Raw genomic sequence first — 16,974 nt, forward strand, 5'->3', positions numbered from 1 at the left:
GGTCACCGTGCCTCCAGGTACGCCCGGCCAGCTGCGCAGTGGGCCACCACCTCGCAGCCGGAGCAGTGCCCGCCCGGCGCCGGGGCGTACGTCTCGTCGGCCGCCCAGGGCCCGGCGAGACCGGCGATGACACGGCGGGCAGCGGCAAGGGTGTCGGGGTCCCCGGGATCGATCTCCTCGCAGCGTGCCCCGTCCTCGTAGAGGATCTCCAGCTCGATCAGTGACCGCCGAAGATCACCGCCCGGCACTCCCGCCGACATCATGAGGACGGCGACGGCCAGTTGCGGGTACGTGTCCATGAGCTCCTGCCCCTCCCACGGCCGACGGGAAGCGGTCTTGGTCTCGTGCCAGATCCAGCCACCGGAACGGGTGTAGAGCAGATCGGGGTCGGCGATGAGTACGACGTCGAGCTCGGGGTCGTACGCGGTCAGGCGCGGCTGCACTCGTACCTCTTCGCCGGGGCCCAGGCCGTCGAGAGGACACGCCTGCTGGTGCTGGGCGAGCATGGCCAGGGCCCTCTGCTGCTCGGCGTGGAACAGGTCCGGCAGGGCGGCCGGCAGCGGAGTCTCGCGGCAGCACCCTGCTTTGTGCTGCTCATTGAGCCAGTTGTCGACGGTCCGCCCTCTGCGGATCGGCTCGCTCTCGGGTCTGCCCGACTTGAGGTGGAGCACCCGGGTGAGGTGGAACTGGGCGGGGCAACGGGCATGCACCCGCAGGTCCGTCGCGGAGACGGAACGGCGCTTGCGGGGACGGCGCGGGCCGTCGACCCCCAGCAGGCCGGGCGCCCGGCGGGGCAGGTGGCAGCCTGACAGTCCTTCACAGCGCGTACAGCTCGAACCGGGGTTCACCCGGTGGTCCTCGACCACCCGGCCGAGGACGGGTTTGGCGTGGCGCTCGAACTGACGCAAAGCCTCGTCGGTATCCCAGTCGGCGAGCACGTCGTATGTGCCGTCGCCGCATCCGATCCCCATGACGCGTACGCGCAGGGGGCGGGAGTGTTCACCGGGCAGGGGGCGGTGGATGTCCTGGAAGCCCGACCGGGTGGGTATCCCGGTCGCGGCGACGGCGGCGGCCTCCGCGATCTCGGCGGCAGGACGGTCGGCCTTGACGGAGTTGACGGACAGCAACCACAGTTCGCGCTCTGTTCGGTCGGTGGACTGGTACCGCCGGCCCCAGGCCGTGCGCTCGTAGCGCGTCGCCCCGCGTGCGTCCGGGGTGCTGCGGTCATGGATGTGGGTCCACTGACCGCGCACGGCGCGTGTCGCCGGACGCCCGGAGGCCCGGCGCTCCGACTCGGTGGCCTCGCGTGCCCGCAGGTAGGAACGTACGGCGGCCCCGGCCCACTCCGCGTGCGCCGGATGGTACTTCCGGTTGCCCTGCAGGGCGTTCAGAGCGGTCGCCACGTCCTGGCCGTCGAGCTCGATGGCGTCCAGTGCCGCCATCACGGGTGCCAGCGCGAAGTCCTCGACGGGCTTGCGCCGTGTGCGTGGGGGACTCTGCTCGACGAGCGGCCTGGCGCGGAGCGCGTTGCCGCGGGGACATTCCTGCGGATCCTCGCGGAGGAGGGGCAAGGAGGTACGAATGAGCCGGATGTTTCCATCCGTGCCAGGTGGAGGCTGGTGAAGCGTCAAGATGTCTCCCACCGGAGTGAACGAGGAGAACCGCTGGCCACATGAGGAAACCTTGGTTCTGTGAACTCAGTCAAGCGATTCTCGTATATTGGCCGGTGAACGCTATGGTGTTGCGCGTCAAGGGGGCGCGGGTGAACGGGGGTGTCGTGTGAACACCGGGGAGCTCCTCGACGGCCGTTTCCGGGTCGAGGAGGCACTCGACCAGGGCGGTATGGGCAGCATCTGGACCGCGACGGACCTGGAGACCGGGGATCCGGTCGCGGTCAAGGTGCTCCGTCTCGATGACTACACGCTGGGCCGGGTGAGCCCGGTGGACCGTGCGCGGCGCCGGGTGGAGCTCCTGAAGCGGTTCGAGCGCGAGGGGGTCATCCTCGAAGAGCTCACCCATACCGCGATTCCCCGCCTGTTCCACCGGGGCTACCTCGAGGAGGAGCCCTACCTGGCGATGGAGTACATCGACGGCGTCAGTCTGCGTGAACTGTTGGACCTCCGCCGTCCCTTCCCCTTCGGTTCGGCCATCGCCGTGGCCGTGCAGGTCGCCGAAGCCCTGGAACACGCGCACCGCAGCGGAGTGGTGCACCGGGACCTGAAGCCGGGCAACATCGTGGTCGCCCACAGCGACGGATCCGTGAAGCTGCTCGACTTCGGTATCGCCCACCTCACCGATCCGGACGCGACCCGTTACACGATGCTCGGAGCCACCCCCGGCAGCGCCGGGTACATGGCGCCCGAGCAGATCCGTGGCCAGCAGAACATCTCACCGTCCGTCGACCTCTATGCGTTCGGCTGTGTCCTCTTCGAACTCCTCGTGGGAGAGAAGCCCTTCGAGGACAAGCCGGACCGCAACAAGGACATACAGCACCTGGAGGACCTGCCGCCGCGCATGCGCTGCATCAATGTCGGTATCCCCGAGGATCTCGACGACCTTGTGTGGGACCTGCTGGGCAAGACCCCTGCTCAGCGGCCTGCCGGGATCGCCGAGGTGCTGACCGTACTGCGCCCATACCTGCCGCAACCCGGTGACCCGGCACCGGACCCCGAGATCACCCCGGACCCCACGGCCCGCTACCGGCTGCGCTGCCCCGACCGGGACCGGACCGGCCCCGATGCGCCACGAGCCGGCTCCGCGCGGGCCGGGCGCCCCGGCCGGCGCCGGGGGAACTGGCTGAGCCGTGACGAGTTCGGCCGTCACGTGGAGCGGGCTCGTGCGGAACTCCTCACCGAAGGACCGGCCGGCCGATGCGCCGAGCTGGCCGCCCGGCTGCCCAAGGCCGCTTCGGAGTGGGGGCCGCTGGAGCCGCTGGTTGTGGAAGCACAACTGCTCTGCGCCGACGCGGCGCGCCTCGACGGTGAGGTCGGCCGGGCACGGCGGCTCTACGAGAGCGTGGTCACGGACGTCGGCGCACGAGCCCCGGATGTACTCCAGCCGCTCGTGCTGGAAGCGGAATTCGGGCTCGCCGAGTGCCGGGTCCCGCGAGGAGACATCCACGAAGCTCTCGCAGCATGGTGCGGTGCCACCCACCGGCTGCTCGGACTCGCCCGCGCATCGGAACGGCTGCTGGAGCGCTGCCGTGACGTCGCGCTGGAACTCGGCGAGCGGGGACATGAGGCCGAGGTGTCAGCGCTCGTCGCCCGGTTGCCTAAAACGTGACGATCAGTTTCGGGGCAGCCGGCCGACGGCCAGCAGATCACCCAGTGACCGGCTCAGCTCGCGTCCCACGATCCGCAGGCCCTCGATCTCGCGCTCGAACACCGAGATCCTCCGATGGATGTCGCCGTACCGCCGTTGCTCTTCCAAGGACAGCCTGGGCACGTGCAGCCGGCGTACGTCGATGCGGGACGAGGTGGACGCGTGTGTGCCCGCCTGACGCACGTTGGTCGGCGCACTGAGGCAGCCGGCGAGGAACCAGGGGTCGAGGACGTCCTGGTTCACGCGCAGGGCCAGGAGCTGGGGACCCAGGACGGACGGGGCCCCGGTCTCGACCTGGACGTCGAACGACCGGGCGAGCATGCAGACGATCACGTCCTGCGAGGCCGTGACGGTGAGGGAACCGTCCCGTTCGCCCTCCGCGGCGGCCGCCGCCGAAAGCCACATTTCGGCGAGCCCCGGCATGGGCTGACCGGTGAGCACTCGGACCTCGTCCTTGCCGCGCTCCCCACGCCGTACCAGGGATTCCGGAAGGGTCTGGCCCGACCGGATCTCCACTGCGCCGGCGCGTTCCAGCTCCGCGACACTGACAGGAGGGAGCACTGTGTCGTCGTGTTCCAGCGGGGCGAGGGACGAGAGGGCGCGGGCGGTGTCCTGTACTTCGTTCATGTGGGAATCGAACCTGCCCCAGGCGCGCCTCAGATCGACCATGGTCGCGAACCGCCGGTCGGGGATGTGCCGGGCAGGGGTGAGGTCCACCTGCTCGTCCAGCAACTCCACTACGGGGACCGAGACACTGCCCTGTCCCGCTTCACCCCTGAGGGCTCCCGTCACCTGCGCCGCCACGGTCATCCAGTCGAACGCGCTCGTATCCGTGACACCGGATGGCGCATCCTGCCTGGCATCGACCAGCAGCACCTCGGACCGGTCGTTTCCCGGTCCCGCCGCACCCTCGGGCCGGAGGACCCACAGGTGCAGGCCGACCCCGTAGGGCGGTGCGGCACCGGGGGGCAGGGCGATCACTGCCCGGAGAACGCCGGCCCGGAGCAGACCGGCCCGGATCCTGCGCCCCGCGCGTCGTGCCGCGACAGCGGGAGGCAGGAGCAGCACGGCGACGCCGTCCGGGGCGAGCGCGGCGACAACGTGCTGGACCCACGCGAGTTCGGGCTCGGTGCGCGGCGGACGACCGTACAGCCAGCGTGGATCGGTCGTGAGCTCGACATGCCCCCAGTCACGTTCGTTGGTCGGTGAACTGCACAGCACCACGTCGGCCTGTGCCCCCCTGTGGGCATCGGCCCGCAGAGTGTCACCCACGGCCAGGGCCAGGTTCGAGGAGTCCTCTGTAGCGTGGCCGTCCAGGGCGAGCCGGGCTCTGGCCAGGGCCACCAGCACCGGGTCGCTGTCCTGTGCCCGGAATTCGAGATGCTCATTCCTGGTGGTCCACTGCCGTGCCGCGGCGAGGAGAAGGGAGCCCGTCCCGCACGCCGGATCCAGGACGGTGCGGACGGGCCCGGGGCGAACAGTTCCGGCCATCTCGGCCATGAGCCGAGCGAGCGGCTCCGGCGTCACGGTCACCTGGCGCACATAGGTCCGCAGCCACCGCTCCAGAAGCAGGAGGAAGGTTTCCCGGGCTCCTTCGCTCTCGGCCAGGTGCAGCGTGCGCCGGAGCAGAGAGGACTGGATGCCGTCGAGCGGAGGCAGGGTTTCTGTCTCGTCGGCAGCCTCGGCTCCGGCGAGGTGCAGGCCCGCCCGGGCCAGTAGTCCGCCGACCGCGTTCCGGTCTCCCAGCGACTCGTACTCGGGCCAGAGCCGGTCCAGCGGGTTCACGGCGGTCTTGAGCTTCTTCTCCTGACGGAGCCACCGCTCGACCTCGTCCAGCGCGAACTGGGGGCTCGTGTCGGTCCCGCCGACAGGCGTCGGGAAGTTGTCGTGGCGCCGACGCCAGTTGCTGACGGCCGCCCTGCCGACCCCCGCGATGCGCGCGATCTCGGCAAGGGTCACGGAAACCGAGGGAGAACCTGCAGACTCGATCATGAGCCCCTCCGGAAGATGCGTGACCTGCCGTGTTGTGCTCGGGGCACACATTTTGACGCAGGGCACAAGGTAGCACGCGTCGCTTGACTCAGTTCATGCGTTCTCAGTCGTCATGATGGGCAACAGGAACATGCTCGGTTCGCCGGACCAGGAGACGCGCAGGGCCTCGCGGGCGCCCGGGTGCAGGCGCACGAAGGGGAGGCGTCGTTCGCGGAGAAGGTCTGATTCGTGCCGGATCCGGGGGAGGAGGCTGAAGCGGGCGCTGACGCCGATCTCGGACTGCCGGATGCCCTTGTGCGGTCCACTTCCACACCTGCTCCACCAGTGCGCCACCTCCGCCGCCTCGGAGGCGTAGCCCTCCGCCCGTGGCTGGTGGTCGTGCAGCAACGAGCGGTGGCCCGTCAGGCTGTCCCTGCCCTCGCGGCCCAGGTCGTCGACGGCCGCCGGTGCCATGATGGCCACAGTGACCGCCCGCCCCTCGTACCGTGCGCACGGGGGCGGGCGGTTTCGTTGTCGGGCCCTGCTCGGGCCCCGTTCAGCCCCTGCCGTCACCCGTCATCAGGTGGGACAGTTTCGCCATCCCCCGGGACGTGTGGGACTTCACCGCGCCCACCGAGATGCCCATCGCCTCCGCTATCTCCGACTCCTTGAGGTCCATCCAGTGACGGAGGATCAGGACCTGGTACTGGCGCGGCGGGAGTTTGCGGAGGGCTTTCGCCACGCGGAGTTTTTCGGTGCGCAGGATCGCCTGGTGTTCCGCCGAGTGGGCCGGTTCGTCCTGGTGGTGTTCCGCGTGGCGGCGGGCCACCAGGAGGTGGCGCAGGCGCATGTGGGTCAGGTTGCGGACCGTGGAGCGGAGGTAGCCGGCCGCCGCCTCCGGTGTGCGTAACGCGTCCCAGTTCTTGTACAGCTGGCAGAAGGCCTCGGCGACCACGTCCTCCGCGTCGGCCTCGGCTCCCAGTTTCGTGGCGAGTTTCAGCAGACTTGGGTGGTTTGCGATGAAGAGGTGGGCGACGGCCGATGATCGTTCAGATGCGGGTATTCCTAGGGGAATCGGTGCTGCGGTCATGCGATGGAAATCTTCCCTCGTTGCGCGCCCGCGCCCCCCGTGGGCGGGCGATCGGGGATCACCATGCCACGGAAGGGCGGATTTCGCTCAGGTGTCCTCGATATTCCACTCCGGCTGGTGTTCCGCTCGAGCGTCGCTTGAGTTCGTGACGTGTGACGTGAGTCATGCCGACCGATTCCGAATCGCTGTAAACCTTTGCGTCCGCCCGGGCAACTAAGAGGTGTCCGGTAAACGGGAGGCGGCAACCCCGACCTGCCCGGTACGGCTCGGATGCACGGGGGAAATTCATGGAACTCAGCCTGCCTATTGCCGTCGAGGCCGTGGCCACCTGGATACCGGAAGGGCGTGAAACGGCCTCCGGAATGGTGGCTGCCGGCCGCATCACCGCCGAGGAGGCGCGCGATCTCGGACTGACCGCGGTGCCGGTCTCCGGCGTGCCCGCGCCCGACATGGCGGTACGCGCCGCCGAGCGGGCTCTGGCCGCCGCCGGGTGCGATCCCGACGGGATCGGGCTGGTCGCGCACGCCTGGCTCCACCACCAGGGGCACGACTTCTGGTCGCCCGCCCACTACGTCGCCGACCGGCTCGGCGCCCGTGCCGCGCTGCCCCTCGGCATCCGGCAGATGTCCAACGGGGGCGCGGCCGCCCTCGGCGTCGCCGTCGACCGGCTCCTGGCCCAACCCGGCGCCGGGGCGGCCCTGGTCACCACCGCCGACCGGTTCGCCCCGCCCGCCTTCGACCGCTGGACCGCCGACTACGGCGTCGTCTACGGCGACGGCGGCACCGCCGCCCTGCTGCGCCGCCACGAGCCGGACCGGCGGCCCGGCGCCGCCTTCCTGCTGCGCTCGCTCGCCTTCGTCACGGCCGCCGAGTACGAGTCGATGTACCGGGGCCGCGACCCGTTCGGTCCCGCGCCGCTCGCCCACGGCGGCCGCGTCGACGTCCGCCGGCCCAAGAAGGCCTACCTGGAGATCCACGGCGGTATCTCCGGATTCCGCGACGCCGCCCGCGAACACGTGCGCGCGGTCCTGCTCCAAGCCCTGACCGAGGCCGGCCTCGCACCCGGCGATCCGAGAATCCGCTGTGTCGCCCTTCCCCGGCTGAGCGACAGCGTCCTCGACATGATGTACCTTCCCGTCCTCGACGGCCTGGTCTCCGGTGAAATCCTCCGGCCAAGGGAGAACAGCGGACATCTCGGCGCCGGTGACATGCTCGCCAACCTCGCCCACATTTCCTCCTCCATCGGTCTGGAGAGCGGGGAATTCGCCGTCGTCATCGGTGGCGGTGGGGGCTTCACCTGGTCCTGCGCCGTCGTGCAGGCTTCCCGTTCATGAGTTTTGTCCTCGTGGGTTTTGTCCTCGTGGGTTCCGTCATCTTGGACTGAAATCCCTCACCCCTATCTTTTCTTCATTCCCGTGAGATCGGACGAAGGGTTTGTCGTGCCCGAAAACACCTCCGAAACCTATGACGTCGTCATCAACGGTGCCAGCGTCGCCGGATGCGTCGCGGCCGTCCTCTTCGCCCGCCGCGGCGCCCGGGTCGCCCTGCTGGAGCGACGTTCCTCCATGGACGCGCACAAAGTCCTCTGCACCCACTACATCCAGGCGTCCGCCCACCCCGTGATGGCCGAGATCGGTCTCGCCGACGCCCTCGACGGCGTCGGCGCCCCCCGCAACTCCGCCGACTACTGGACCAAATGGGGCTGGATCAAGCCCGAGGCCGCGGTCGGTCCCGGCGTCCTGCCGCACGGCTACAGCGTCCGCCGCGAGACCCTCGACCCGCTGCTGCGCCGCCTGGCCGCCGCGACCGACGGCGTCGACCTCAAGCTCGGTCACACCGTCGGTGAACTGCTCACCGAGGACGGCCCGGACGGCCGGCGCGTGACCGGTGTCGCCGGTACGGCGGCCGGCGAGCCCTTCGCCCTGCGTGCCCGGCTCGTCGTCGGCGCCGACGGCAAGGACTCCACGGTCGCCCGGCTCGCCGGCGCCCCCGCCGAGGTCGCGGAGAACAACCGCTTCAGCTACTTCGCCTACTACCGCGGCATCCGCCACCCCGAGGGCCGTACCTCCGCCCGCGTCTACTACCTCGACCCCGACAACGCCTATGTGATGCCCAACGAGGACGGTGTGACGGTCGTCGCCGCCGTGCTGTCCAAGACGCGCCTCGACGCCTTCAAGGACGATGTCGAGGGCGCGTACCGCGACTTCGTGCGTTCCCTGCCCGAAGGCCCCGACATCGACCGGGCCGAGCGCATCTCCAAGGTCATCGGCACCGTCAACTACCCGCTGATCTCCCGCCGTCCGTACGGCCCCGGCTACGCCCTGGTCGGCGACGCCGCCCTCACCAGCGACCCGCTCTCCGCGGTCGGCTGCGCCTGGGCCATGCAGTCCGCCTCCTGGCTCGTCGAGGCCGCCGCCGGCCAGGTGGGGGAGGACGCCGGAGACGACGCGCTCGACGCCGCCCTCGCCTCCTACGCCTCGCGGCACGCCGCCGAGACCGGTCCCCACCAGCACCTCATCGCCGACTACGCCAAGGCCCGGCCGTTCAACGAGATCGAGGCCTTCATGTTCGAGGCCGCGGCGCGCGACGCCCGGATGGCCGAGCACTTCCACGTCTTCGGCTCCCGGCTGATGACCGTGGAGGACTTCATGGCCCCCGACATGGTCGCCCGCGCGGAGAAGGTCAACGGCTGGAGCCTGTCCGAGGAAACCCTCCGCACCCTGGCCGAGGGCGCGCCCGGAACGCCCGCCGCTCACGACCCCGCCACCGCCGCCGTACCCGAGGGAGGAACCGCCCGATGAGCAGCAGCACCACCCCCACCCACCGCGAGCTCTGGGACGCCTGGTCCCGGATGTGGAACGGCGACCTCGCCCTCGCCGACGACATCGTCTCCCGCACGATGAAGGTCACCATCCCCCGGCACGGCATGCCCGACCCCGCCACCCTCCACGACGGTCCGTCCATCGCCTCCTGGATCGCCGCGTTCCGGTCCTCCTTCGACGACGACGCGGCCATCACCGGAGAGCTCGGCCCGTTCATCGTCGGTGACTACGCCATCGGCCGCTGGGTCTTCCGGGGCACCTGGCGGGGCGGGCGCCCCGCCACCGCCACCGCGCCGGCCGGGACCGAGGTCACCTTCCGCGGCGTCGACATCCTGCGCTTCGAGGACGGGCGCGTCGCCGAGTACCTGCTCTCCGACGACCAGCTCGACCTCTACGCACAGCTCGGGGCCCTCGGCGACCCGGGGGCGGGGGAGCCCGGCGCCGCCGGCGACGAGCCGCCGCCCGTACGGCTGCGCCGGCAGCTCGCCGAACTGCCCGAGGACGCCGGCCGCACGTTCCTCCTCGAACAGGTGCTGGACCTCGTCGCAGAGGCCGCCGAGAGCGAGGAGCTGCGGAACGCCTCCGGCGACGAGACCTTCCTCTCCCTCGGCGTCGACTCGCTGACCGCCGTGGCGCTCAGCGACCTCGTCGCCGAACTGACCGGGCTCACCCTGGCCACCACGACCGCCTTCGACCAGCCGACGCCACGCGCCCTCGCGGGTCACCTGTGGACGCGCCTCACCGCGGACGGTTCCGACGACGCCCCCTCCGTGTCCGTACGCGGCGCGCTGGCCCGACTGGAGGAGGCCGCCGCCGGGCTCGTACCGGGCGAGGACGACCACGCCGAGCTCGTCGAGCGGCTGACCGCCCTGCTCGGCCGGCTCACCACCCCTCCGGCCCCCGCGCGGTCCCTGGACGACGCCTCCCCCGAGGAGCTGTTCGCCTACCTCGACACCCGGCTCGGTTCCGCCCGCGACGCCGGCTGACCACACCCACAGCCGACGAACGCCGCCGCAGACACCCGCCGCCGCCACCCATCGTGCCCAGCGAAGAGAAGAAGCCGCGCATGCCTCACGAGAACCTGTCCAACGAAGAGAAGCTGCTGCAGTACCTCAAGCGCACCACCGCCGAGCTCGACCGGGCCGAGGCACGGCTGCGGGAGGCGGCCGAGCGCGACGGCGAGCCCCTCGCGATCGTCGGCATGAGCTGCCGTTTCCCCGGCGACGTGAGCACGCCCGACGAGCTCTGGCGCCTGGTGGACGAGGGCCGCGACGCCATCACCGGCTTCCCCACCGACCGGGGCTGGGACCTGGAGAACCTCTACGACCCCGACCCGGACCGCGTCGGCAAGAGCTACGTCCGCCACGGCGGGTTCCTGCACGACGCCGCCGACTTCGACCCGGCGTTCTTCGGCATCTCGCCGCGCGAGGCCGTCACCGTCGACCCCCAGCAGCGGCTGCTGCTGGAGACCACCTGGGAGGCGTTCGAGCAGGCCGGGATCGTCCCCGACACCCTGCGGGGCAGCGACACGGGTGTCTTCGTCGGCATCATGTTCGACGAGTACGGGCTCCGGTTCCTCAAGACGCCCGTCGAGGGCTTCGACGGCTACCTCGGCGTCGGCAGCGCGGGCAGCGTCGCCTCGGGCCGCATCTCGTACTCCTTCGGTTTCGACGGGCCAGCCGTGACCGTCAACACCGCCTGCTCCTCCTCGCTGGTGGCCCTCCACCTGGCCGGGCAGTCGCTGCGGCGCGGCGAGTGCTCCGTCGCGGTCGTCGGCGGCGTGATGCTGATGGCCACCTCCTTCTCCTTCAGCGAGTTCAGCCGTCAGCGCGGTCTGGCGCCCGACGGCCGCGCCAAGTCCTACGCCGAGGGCGCCGACGGCACCTCCTGGGCGGAGGGCGTGGGCTCGCTGATCGTCGAGCGGCTCTCCGACGCCCGCCGTCTGGGCCACCGCGTCCTCGCCGTGGTCCGCGGCTCGGCCGTCAACCAGGACGGGGCCAGCAACGGCCTCACCGCCCCGCACGGCCCGTCCCAGGAGAAGCTGATCCGCGAGGCCCTCGCGAGCGCCGGGCTCAAGGCGGCCGACGTCGACGCCGTCGAGGGCCACGGCACCGGCACCAAGCTCGGCGACCCCATCGAGGCCAACGCCCTGATCGCCACCTACGGCCAGGGGCGCGACGGCCGGCCGCTGTGGCTCGGCTCGCTGAAGTCCAACGTCGGCCACACCCAGTCCGCCGCCGGCATCGGCGGCATCATCAAGATGATCAAGGCCATGGAGCACGGCCGGCTGCCCCGGACCCTCCACGTGGACGCGCCCAGCCCGCACGTGGACTGGGCGGCCGGGGACGTACGGCTGCTCACCGAGCCGGTGGACTGGCCCGCCTCCGCCGACCGGGTGCGCCGGGCCGGCATCTCCAGCTTCGGCATCAGCGGCACCAACGCCCACGTCATCATCGAGGAGCCCGGCGCCGCCGACGCCCCCGCTCCCCGGCCGGCCCTCCCCGACGGCTTCGTCGTCCCGTGGACGCTCTCCGCCCGCAGCCCCGAGGCGCTGCGTGCCCAGGCCGCCAACCTCCTCGCGGCCCTGGACGGCCGCCACCCCCTCGACATCGCCCACTCCCTGGCCACCACGCGCGCCGCCATGGAGCACCGCGCCGTGCTCACCGGCGCCGACGAGGACGAACTCCGGAGCGCCGTCGAGGCGCTGGCCGCCGGCGCCCCCTCCCCGCACGTGATCGGCGGACGGACCCGCAACACCGGGAAGACCGCGTTCCTCTTCACCGGTCAGGGCAGCCAGCGGCTCGGCATGGGGCGCATGCTGTACGCCGCCCAGCCCGCGTACGCGGCCGCCTTCGACGCGGTGTGCGCGGCGCTGGACGAGCACCTCGACCGGCCGCTGCGCGAGGTCGTCCTCGCCGACGAGGACCCCGAAGGGCTCCTGGACCGGACCGAGTTCACCCAGCCCGCGCTGTTCGCGGTGGAGGTGGCGCTCTTCCGGCTGCTGGAGAGCTGGGGCGTGCGGCCCGACGTCGTCACCGGCCACTCCATCGGCGAGATCGCCGCGGCGCACGCCGCCGGTGTGTTCTCGCTGCCGGACGCGGCCCGGCTGGTCGCCGCCCGCGGCCGGCTGATGCAGAAGCTGCCCGGCGGCGGCGTCATGGTCGCGGTGCGGGCCACCGAGGAGGAGGCGCTCGCCGCCCTGGCCGGCGCCGAGGACCGGGCGTCCATCGCCGCGCTCAACGGCCCCGAGTCCGTGGTCCTCTCCGGCGACGAGGACGTCGTCACGGCCGCCGCCGCCCGCTTCGAGCGGCAGGGCCGCAAGACCCGGCGGCTCACCGTCAGCCACGCCTTCCACTCGCCCCACATGGACGGCATGCTGCGCGAGTTCGCCGCCGTCGTGGCGGACCTGACCTTCTCCGCGCCCCGCATCCCCGTCGTCTCCGACGTCACCGGCGAGGTGGCCGGCGCGGACGTGCTCGGCCGGCCCGACTACTGGGTCCGGCACGTGCGCGAGGCCGTGCGCTTCAGCGACGCCGTCGCCACCCTGCGGACGCTCCGCGTCGGCACCTTCGTGGAGCTCGGCCCCGACGGGACGCTCTCCGCCATGACCCGCCAGTGCCTCGGCGACGACGCCGACGGCGCCGGCGTGCTGATCCAGCCGCTGCTGCGCCGGGACCGGCCCGAGCCGGCCTCCGTCGTCGCCGCCCTCGCCGAGCTGCATGTGCGCGGCGTGCCCGTCGACTGGGCGGCGTACCTCGCCGGCCGGGGCGGGCGCCGCGTCGACCTGCCCACGTACGCCTTCCAGCGGCAGCGCTACTGGCTGGACGAGCCCCTGACCTCCGGTGACGTCTCCGCCGCCGGACTCACCCCGGCGGGCCACCCGCTGCTCGGCGCCGTCACCACCCTGGCCGCCGGGGACACCACCGTCCTCACCGGCCGGCTGTCGCGGCGGACCCATCCGTGGCTCGCCGACCACGTCGTCCACGGCGCCACGCTGGTCCCCGGCACCGCGCTGCTCGAACTGGCCACCCGCGCCGCCGCCCACACCGGCCTCGAGACCGTGGAGGAGCTGACGCTCCGGACGCCGCTGGTGCTGCCCGCCGAGGGCGGCGTCCAGGTGCAGGTCGTCGTGGGCGCCCCCGAGGCGGACGGCCTCCGCCCGGTGAGCGTCCACGCGCGGCCCGACGAGGGCGGCCCGGCCGGCGACGCCGACGACGACGCGCCCTGGACCCTCCACGCGGCCGGCCGGCTCGGCCGGGCGGCGGGCCCCGGAGCCGGGACGGAGGAGTGGCCGGAGCAGTGGCCGCCGCCGGGGGCGACCGAGGTGGACCTCGACGGCCTCTACGACCGGCTGGCTGACACCGGCTTCGCCTACGGGCCCGCCTTCCAGGCCCTCAGTGCCGTATGGCGACGCGGAGACGAGCTCTTCGCCCAGGTCGACCTGCCCGCCGAACAGCGGTCCGAGGCCGAGGCGTTCGGGCTCCACCCGGCCCTGCTCGACGCCGCCCTCCACGCCCTGGCCTGGGACGAACTGAGTGGCGGCACCGCCTCCGGCCGGCTGCCGTTCTCCTGGAACGGGGTGCGCCTCCACGCCGTCGGCGCCTCCTCGCTGCGGGTCCGCTTCGCCATGCCGGACTCCGGCTCGGTCGCGGTGACCGCCACCGACCCCGACGGCGCCCCGGTCGTCTCCGTGGAGGCGTTCGTCTCCCGCCCCACGACGGGTGAGCGGTTCGGCGCCGTCCGCGGGCCCGCCGCCGACGCCCTCCTCCAGGTCGACTGGAGCCCGCTCGCGGCCGGTACGACGGCCCCGCCGCGTACCGTCCGGCACGTCGGTTCCCCGGCCGCCCTGCTGGAGGCGCTGGCCGCAGGCACCGTCACCGCCGACGACACCGTGGTGGACTGCGCGGGCGACGAAGCCGCGGACGGCGACCTCACCGGTGCCGTACGGCGGACCACGGGCCGGGTGCTGGAGCTGCTCCAGGCCTGGTCGGCCAAGGGGCCCGAGGCGCCCTCGCGGCTGGTGCTGGTGACACGCCGCGCCGTCGCCGCGGGGCCGGACGAGGACGTGACCGACCTGGCCGCCGCCCCCGTCTGGGGCCTGGTCCGCTCGGCCCAGTCCGAGGCGCCGGGCCGCTTCGTCCTGATCGACACAGACACCGACATCGACACAGACACCGACACCGACACAGACACAGACACCGACACCGACACCGACACCGACAGCGGTCACTCCGCCAGGGAGATCGCCGCAGCCCTCGCCTCCGGCGAGCCCCAGCTCGCCCTCCGCGGCGGCTCCGTCCTCACCCCCCGGCTCGCCCGGGCCGCCGCTCCGGCCGCCGTCGCGCCGGACCCGGCCGCGTGGCAGGGCACCGTCCTCGTCACCGGCGGCACCGGCGAGCTCGGCGCCCTGCTGGCCCGGCACCTGGTGACCGCGCACGGGGCCCGGCGGCTGCTGCTGGTCAGCCGGTCCGGTCCGGCCGCCCCCGGCGCCGCCGAACTGGTCGCCGAGCTGCGGGAGTCGGGCGCCGAGGCGACCGTCGCGGCCTGCGACACCGCCGACCGCGAGGCGCTGGCCGGCCTGCTCGCCGCGATCCCCGCCGAGCACCCGCTGACCGCGGTCGTGCACACCGCCGGCGTCCTCGACGACGGCATCATCACCTCCCTCACCCCCGAGCGGCTGGAGGCCGTACTGCGCCCGAAGACGGACGCGGCCGCGCACCTCCACGAGCTCACCCGCGAGCTGGACCTGAAGGCGTTCGTCCTCTTCTCCTCGGTGGCCGGCACCCTGGGCAGCCCCGGGCAGGGCAGCTACGCGGCGGGCAACGCCTTCCTCGACGCGCTGGCCGCGCACCGCGCCGCCGCCGGACTCCCGGCGACCGCGCTGGCCTGGGGCATGTGGCAACCCAGCGGCGGCATGGCCGGCACGCTGGGGACCGCCGACCTCAAGCGGATGGAGCGCTACGGCGTTCTGGCGATCACCCCGGACCAGGGCACCGCGCTCTTCGACGCGGCCCTCGCGACCGGCCGGGCCGCCCTGGTGCCCGTACGCCTCGACCGCAAGGCCCTGCGCACCTCGGGGCAGCCCCTGCCGCCGCTGCTGCGGGGCCTCGTCCGGACCGCCGCCCGGCGCGCCGGCGCGGGCACCGCGCAGGCCGCTCCCACGGCCGGGGCGGCCACCCTGCGCGACCGGCTGGCGGTCCTCACCGGCGAGCAGCGGCTCGCGGCCGTCACCGAGGCGGTGCTGACCTCCGTCGCGGGCGTGCTCGGGCACGGCGGCGCCGACGCGATCGACGCCGGAACGCCCTTCCGCGAGCTGGGCTTCGACTCCCTCACCTCCCTCGAACTGCGCAACGCGGTGAACACGGTCACCGGGCTCCGGCTGCCCGCCACCGCCGTCTTCGATCATCCGACCCCCGAGCAGCTGGCCGCCTTCGTCGACGGGCGGCTCGGGGACGTCGCGGCCGGCACGCCCGCGCCCGGCGGGGACGGCGGCGACACCCTGGTCGGCCTCTTCCGGGAGGCCCACGAGGGCGGGCGGCTCGGCGAGGCGGTGGAGCTGCTCGTCACCGCGGCCCGGCTGCGCCCGGTGTACGAGGAGGGCACGCCGGCGCCAGCTTTCCCGGCGGCCGGCGGGCCCGCGGACGGCCCCGTGGTCGTCTGCTTCCCGTCGATGATCGCGATCTCGGGTCCGCAGGAGTACACCGCGCTCACCGAGGCCCTGCCGGACCGTGCCGTCTCCGTGCCGGCGCTGCCCGGCTTCGCCCGCGGTGAGCTGCTGCCCGGGTCGCTGACGGCGCTGGTGGAGGGTCAGGCGCGGGCCGCGCTGGACCTCGCCGGCGACCGGGGGCTGGTGCTGCTCGGCCGGTCCACCGGCGGTTGGATCGCCCACGCCGTCGCCCGGCGGCTGGCCGGACTCGGCGCCGCGCCGCGCGCGGTGGTGCTGCTGGACACCCTGGCGAGCCCGCTCGACCTGGACGACCTGACGATGGTGGCGGACCGGATGCTCGCGCCCGACAGCAGCGTCTTCCTCGACGACCACCGGCTGATCGCCATGGGCGGCTACCTCCGCGTCTTCGACGACTGGGCGCCGGGGACCACCGGCGTGCCGACGCTGCTGCTGCGCGCCCAGGAGCGCTCCGGGACGCACGACCGGCCGCGCTGGCCACTGGCGGACACCGTCGCCGACGTGCCCGGCGACCACTTCACCATGCTGACCGGGCACGCGGCGACGACGGCCGCGGCGGTCGGCGCCTGGCTGGACGACGTCCTCGGCGCGGCGCCCGCGCGGGACGGGGGCGCCGCATGACGCCGGCGACCGGGGCCCTGGGGACCCTGGAGCGGATCGAGTCCGCCGTGCCCGACCGCACGGTCGTCGTCGAGGCGATGGCCGCGCCGCTGGGCCTGAGCCGGGCCAAACTCGCCCTCTTCCGCAAGGTCCACGGGCTGCGCACGCTGCGCCTCGACCCGGCGCTGTCGCTGGCGGACCTGGTCCTGCCGGCGGCCCGCCGGGTCGTGGAGGGGCTCCCCGACCCGCGCCGGGTGCGGTACGTCGTCCACGCCCGGGCCATCCACCAGGTGGCCCCGGCGGGGGTGGACGTCGCCCGGGACATCCGGGACGCGCTCGGGCTCGGCCACGCCGAGGCCTTCGCGCTGACCCAGCAGAACTGCGCCACGGGCCTGGGCGCCGTGCAGGTCGCCGTGGTCGGACATGGCAATGTGTGTCATGCCCATCTCATTGCAGGCACTGAACATGTCCTTGAGCCGCGCGGC

The 16,974-nt window shown here is 72.9% G+C and carries 9 protein-coding genes and 1 pseudogene; 6 read left to right on the forward strand and 4 right to left on the reverse strand.

Going from position 1 to position 16,974, the window contains the following annotated elements; genetic code table 11:
- Window positions 1-2: 2 nt before the first annotated feature.
- Window positions 3-1,571, reverse strand: a complete 1,569-nt coding sequence (locus AC07BS_RS12385) for a PD-(D/E)XK nuclease family protein (RefSeq protein ID WP_478931832.1) — start codon at window positions 1,569-1,571, stop codon at window positions 3-5.
- A 208-nt stretch (window positions 1,572-1,779) separates the two neighbouring features.
- On the opposite strand from AC07BS_RS12385, the gene AC07BS_RS12390 reads away from it, so the two are divergent.
- Window positions 1,780-3,282, forward strand: a complete 1,503-nt coding sequence (locus AC07BS_RS12390; protein WP_478931834.1) for a serine/threonine protein kinase — start codon at window positions 1,780-1,782, stop codon at window positions 3,280-3,282.
- Window positions 3,283-3,285: 3 nt separating this feature from the next.
- Here the strand turns inward: AC07BS_RS12390 and AC07BS_RS12395 are convergent, their stop codons facing one another.
- The 3 genes from AC07BS_RS12395 to AC07BS_RS12405 form a co-directional block, all read right to left on the reverse strand.
- On the reverse strand, window positions 3,286-5,280 hold the full coding sequence (locus tag AC07BS_RS12395; RefSeq protein ID WP_478931836.1) for an N-6 DNA methylase: 1,995 nt from the start codon (window positions 5,278-5,280) through the stop codon (window positions 3,286-3,288).
- A gap of 126 nt (window positions 5,281-5,406) precedes the next feature.
- A complete protein-coding gene (locus tag AC07BS_RS12400; RefSeq protein ID WP_478931838.1) occupies window positions 5,407-5,766 on the reverse strand; it encodes a hypothetical protein in 360 nt (119 codons plus the stop codon).
- An 82-nt stretch (window positions 5,767-5,848) separates the two neighbouring features.
- Entirely contained in the window at window positions 5,849-6,382 is a 534-nt protein-coding gene (locus AC07BS_RS12405) for a SigE family RNA polymerase sigma factor (RefSeq protein ID WP_478931840.1), read from the reverse strand.
- Window positions 6,383-6,669: 287 nt separating this feature from the next.
- Here AC07BS_RS12405 and AC07BS_RS12410 point away from each other — a divergent pair, with 287 nt between their 5' ends.
- The 5 genes and pseudogenes from AC07BS_RS12410 to AC07BS_RS12430 form a co-directional block, all read left to right on the forward strand.
- The gene (locus AC07BS_RS12410) at window positions 6,670-7,716 is read left to right on the forward strand and encodes a beta-ketoacyl-[acyl-carrier-protein] synthase family protein (RefSeq protein ID WP_478640831.1); all 1,047 of its coding nucleotides are present in this window, start codon (window positions 6,670-6,672) and stop codon (window positions 7,714-7,716) included.
- A gap of 105 nt (window positions 7,717-7,821) precedes the next feature.
- Window positions 7,822-9,183 (forward strand): NAD(P)/FAD-dependent oxidoreductase, encoded by a 1,362-nt coding sequence (locus tag AC07BS_RS12415; protein ID WP_478931842.1) that lies wholly within the window; start codon window positions 7,822-7,824, stop codon window positions 9,181-9,183.
- Window positions 9,180-10,190, forward strand: coding sequence for a nuclear transport factor 2 family protein (locus AC07BS_RS12420; RefSeq protein ID WP_478640825.1), 1,011 nt, complete (start codon window positions 9,180-9,182; stop codon window positions 10,188-10,190). The genes AC07BS_RS12415 and AC07BS_RS12420 overlap by 4 nt, the downstream gene beginning before the upstream one ends.
- Window positions 10,191-10,285: 95 nt before the next feature.
- On the forward strand, window positions 10,286-16,510 hold the full coding sequence (locus AC07BS_RS12425) for a type I polyketide synthase (protein WP_478931852.1): 6,225 nt from the start codon (window positions 10,286-10,288) through the stop codon (window positions 16,508-16,510).
- Window positions 16,507-16,974 (forward strand): annotated as a pseudogene (locus AC07BS_RS12430) (hypothetical protein); the annotation flags it as partial. The gene AC07BS_RS12425 and the pseudogene AC07BS_RS12430, both read left to right, overlap by 4 nt.

Source organism: Streptomyces sp. NPDC044063, assembly GCF_056434285.1.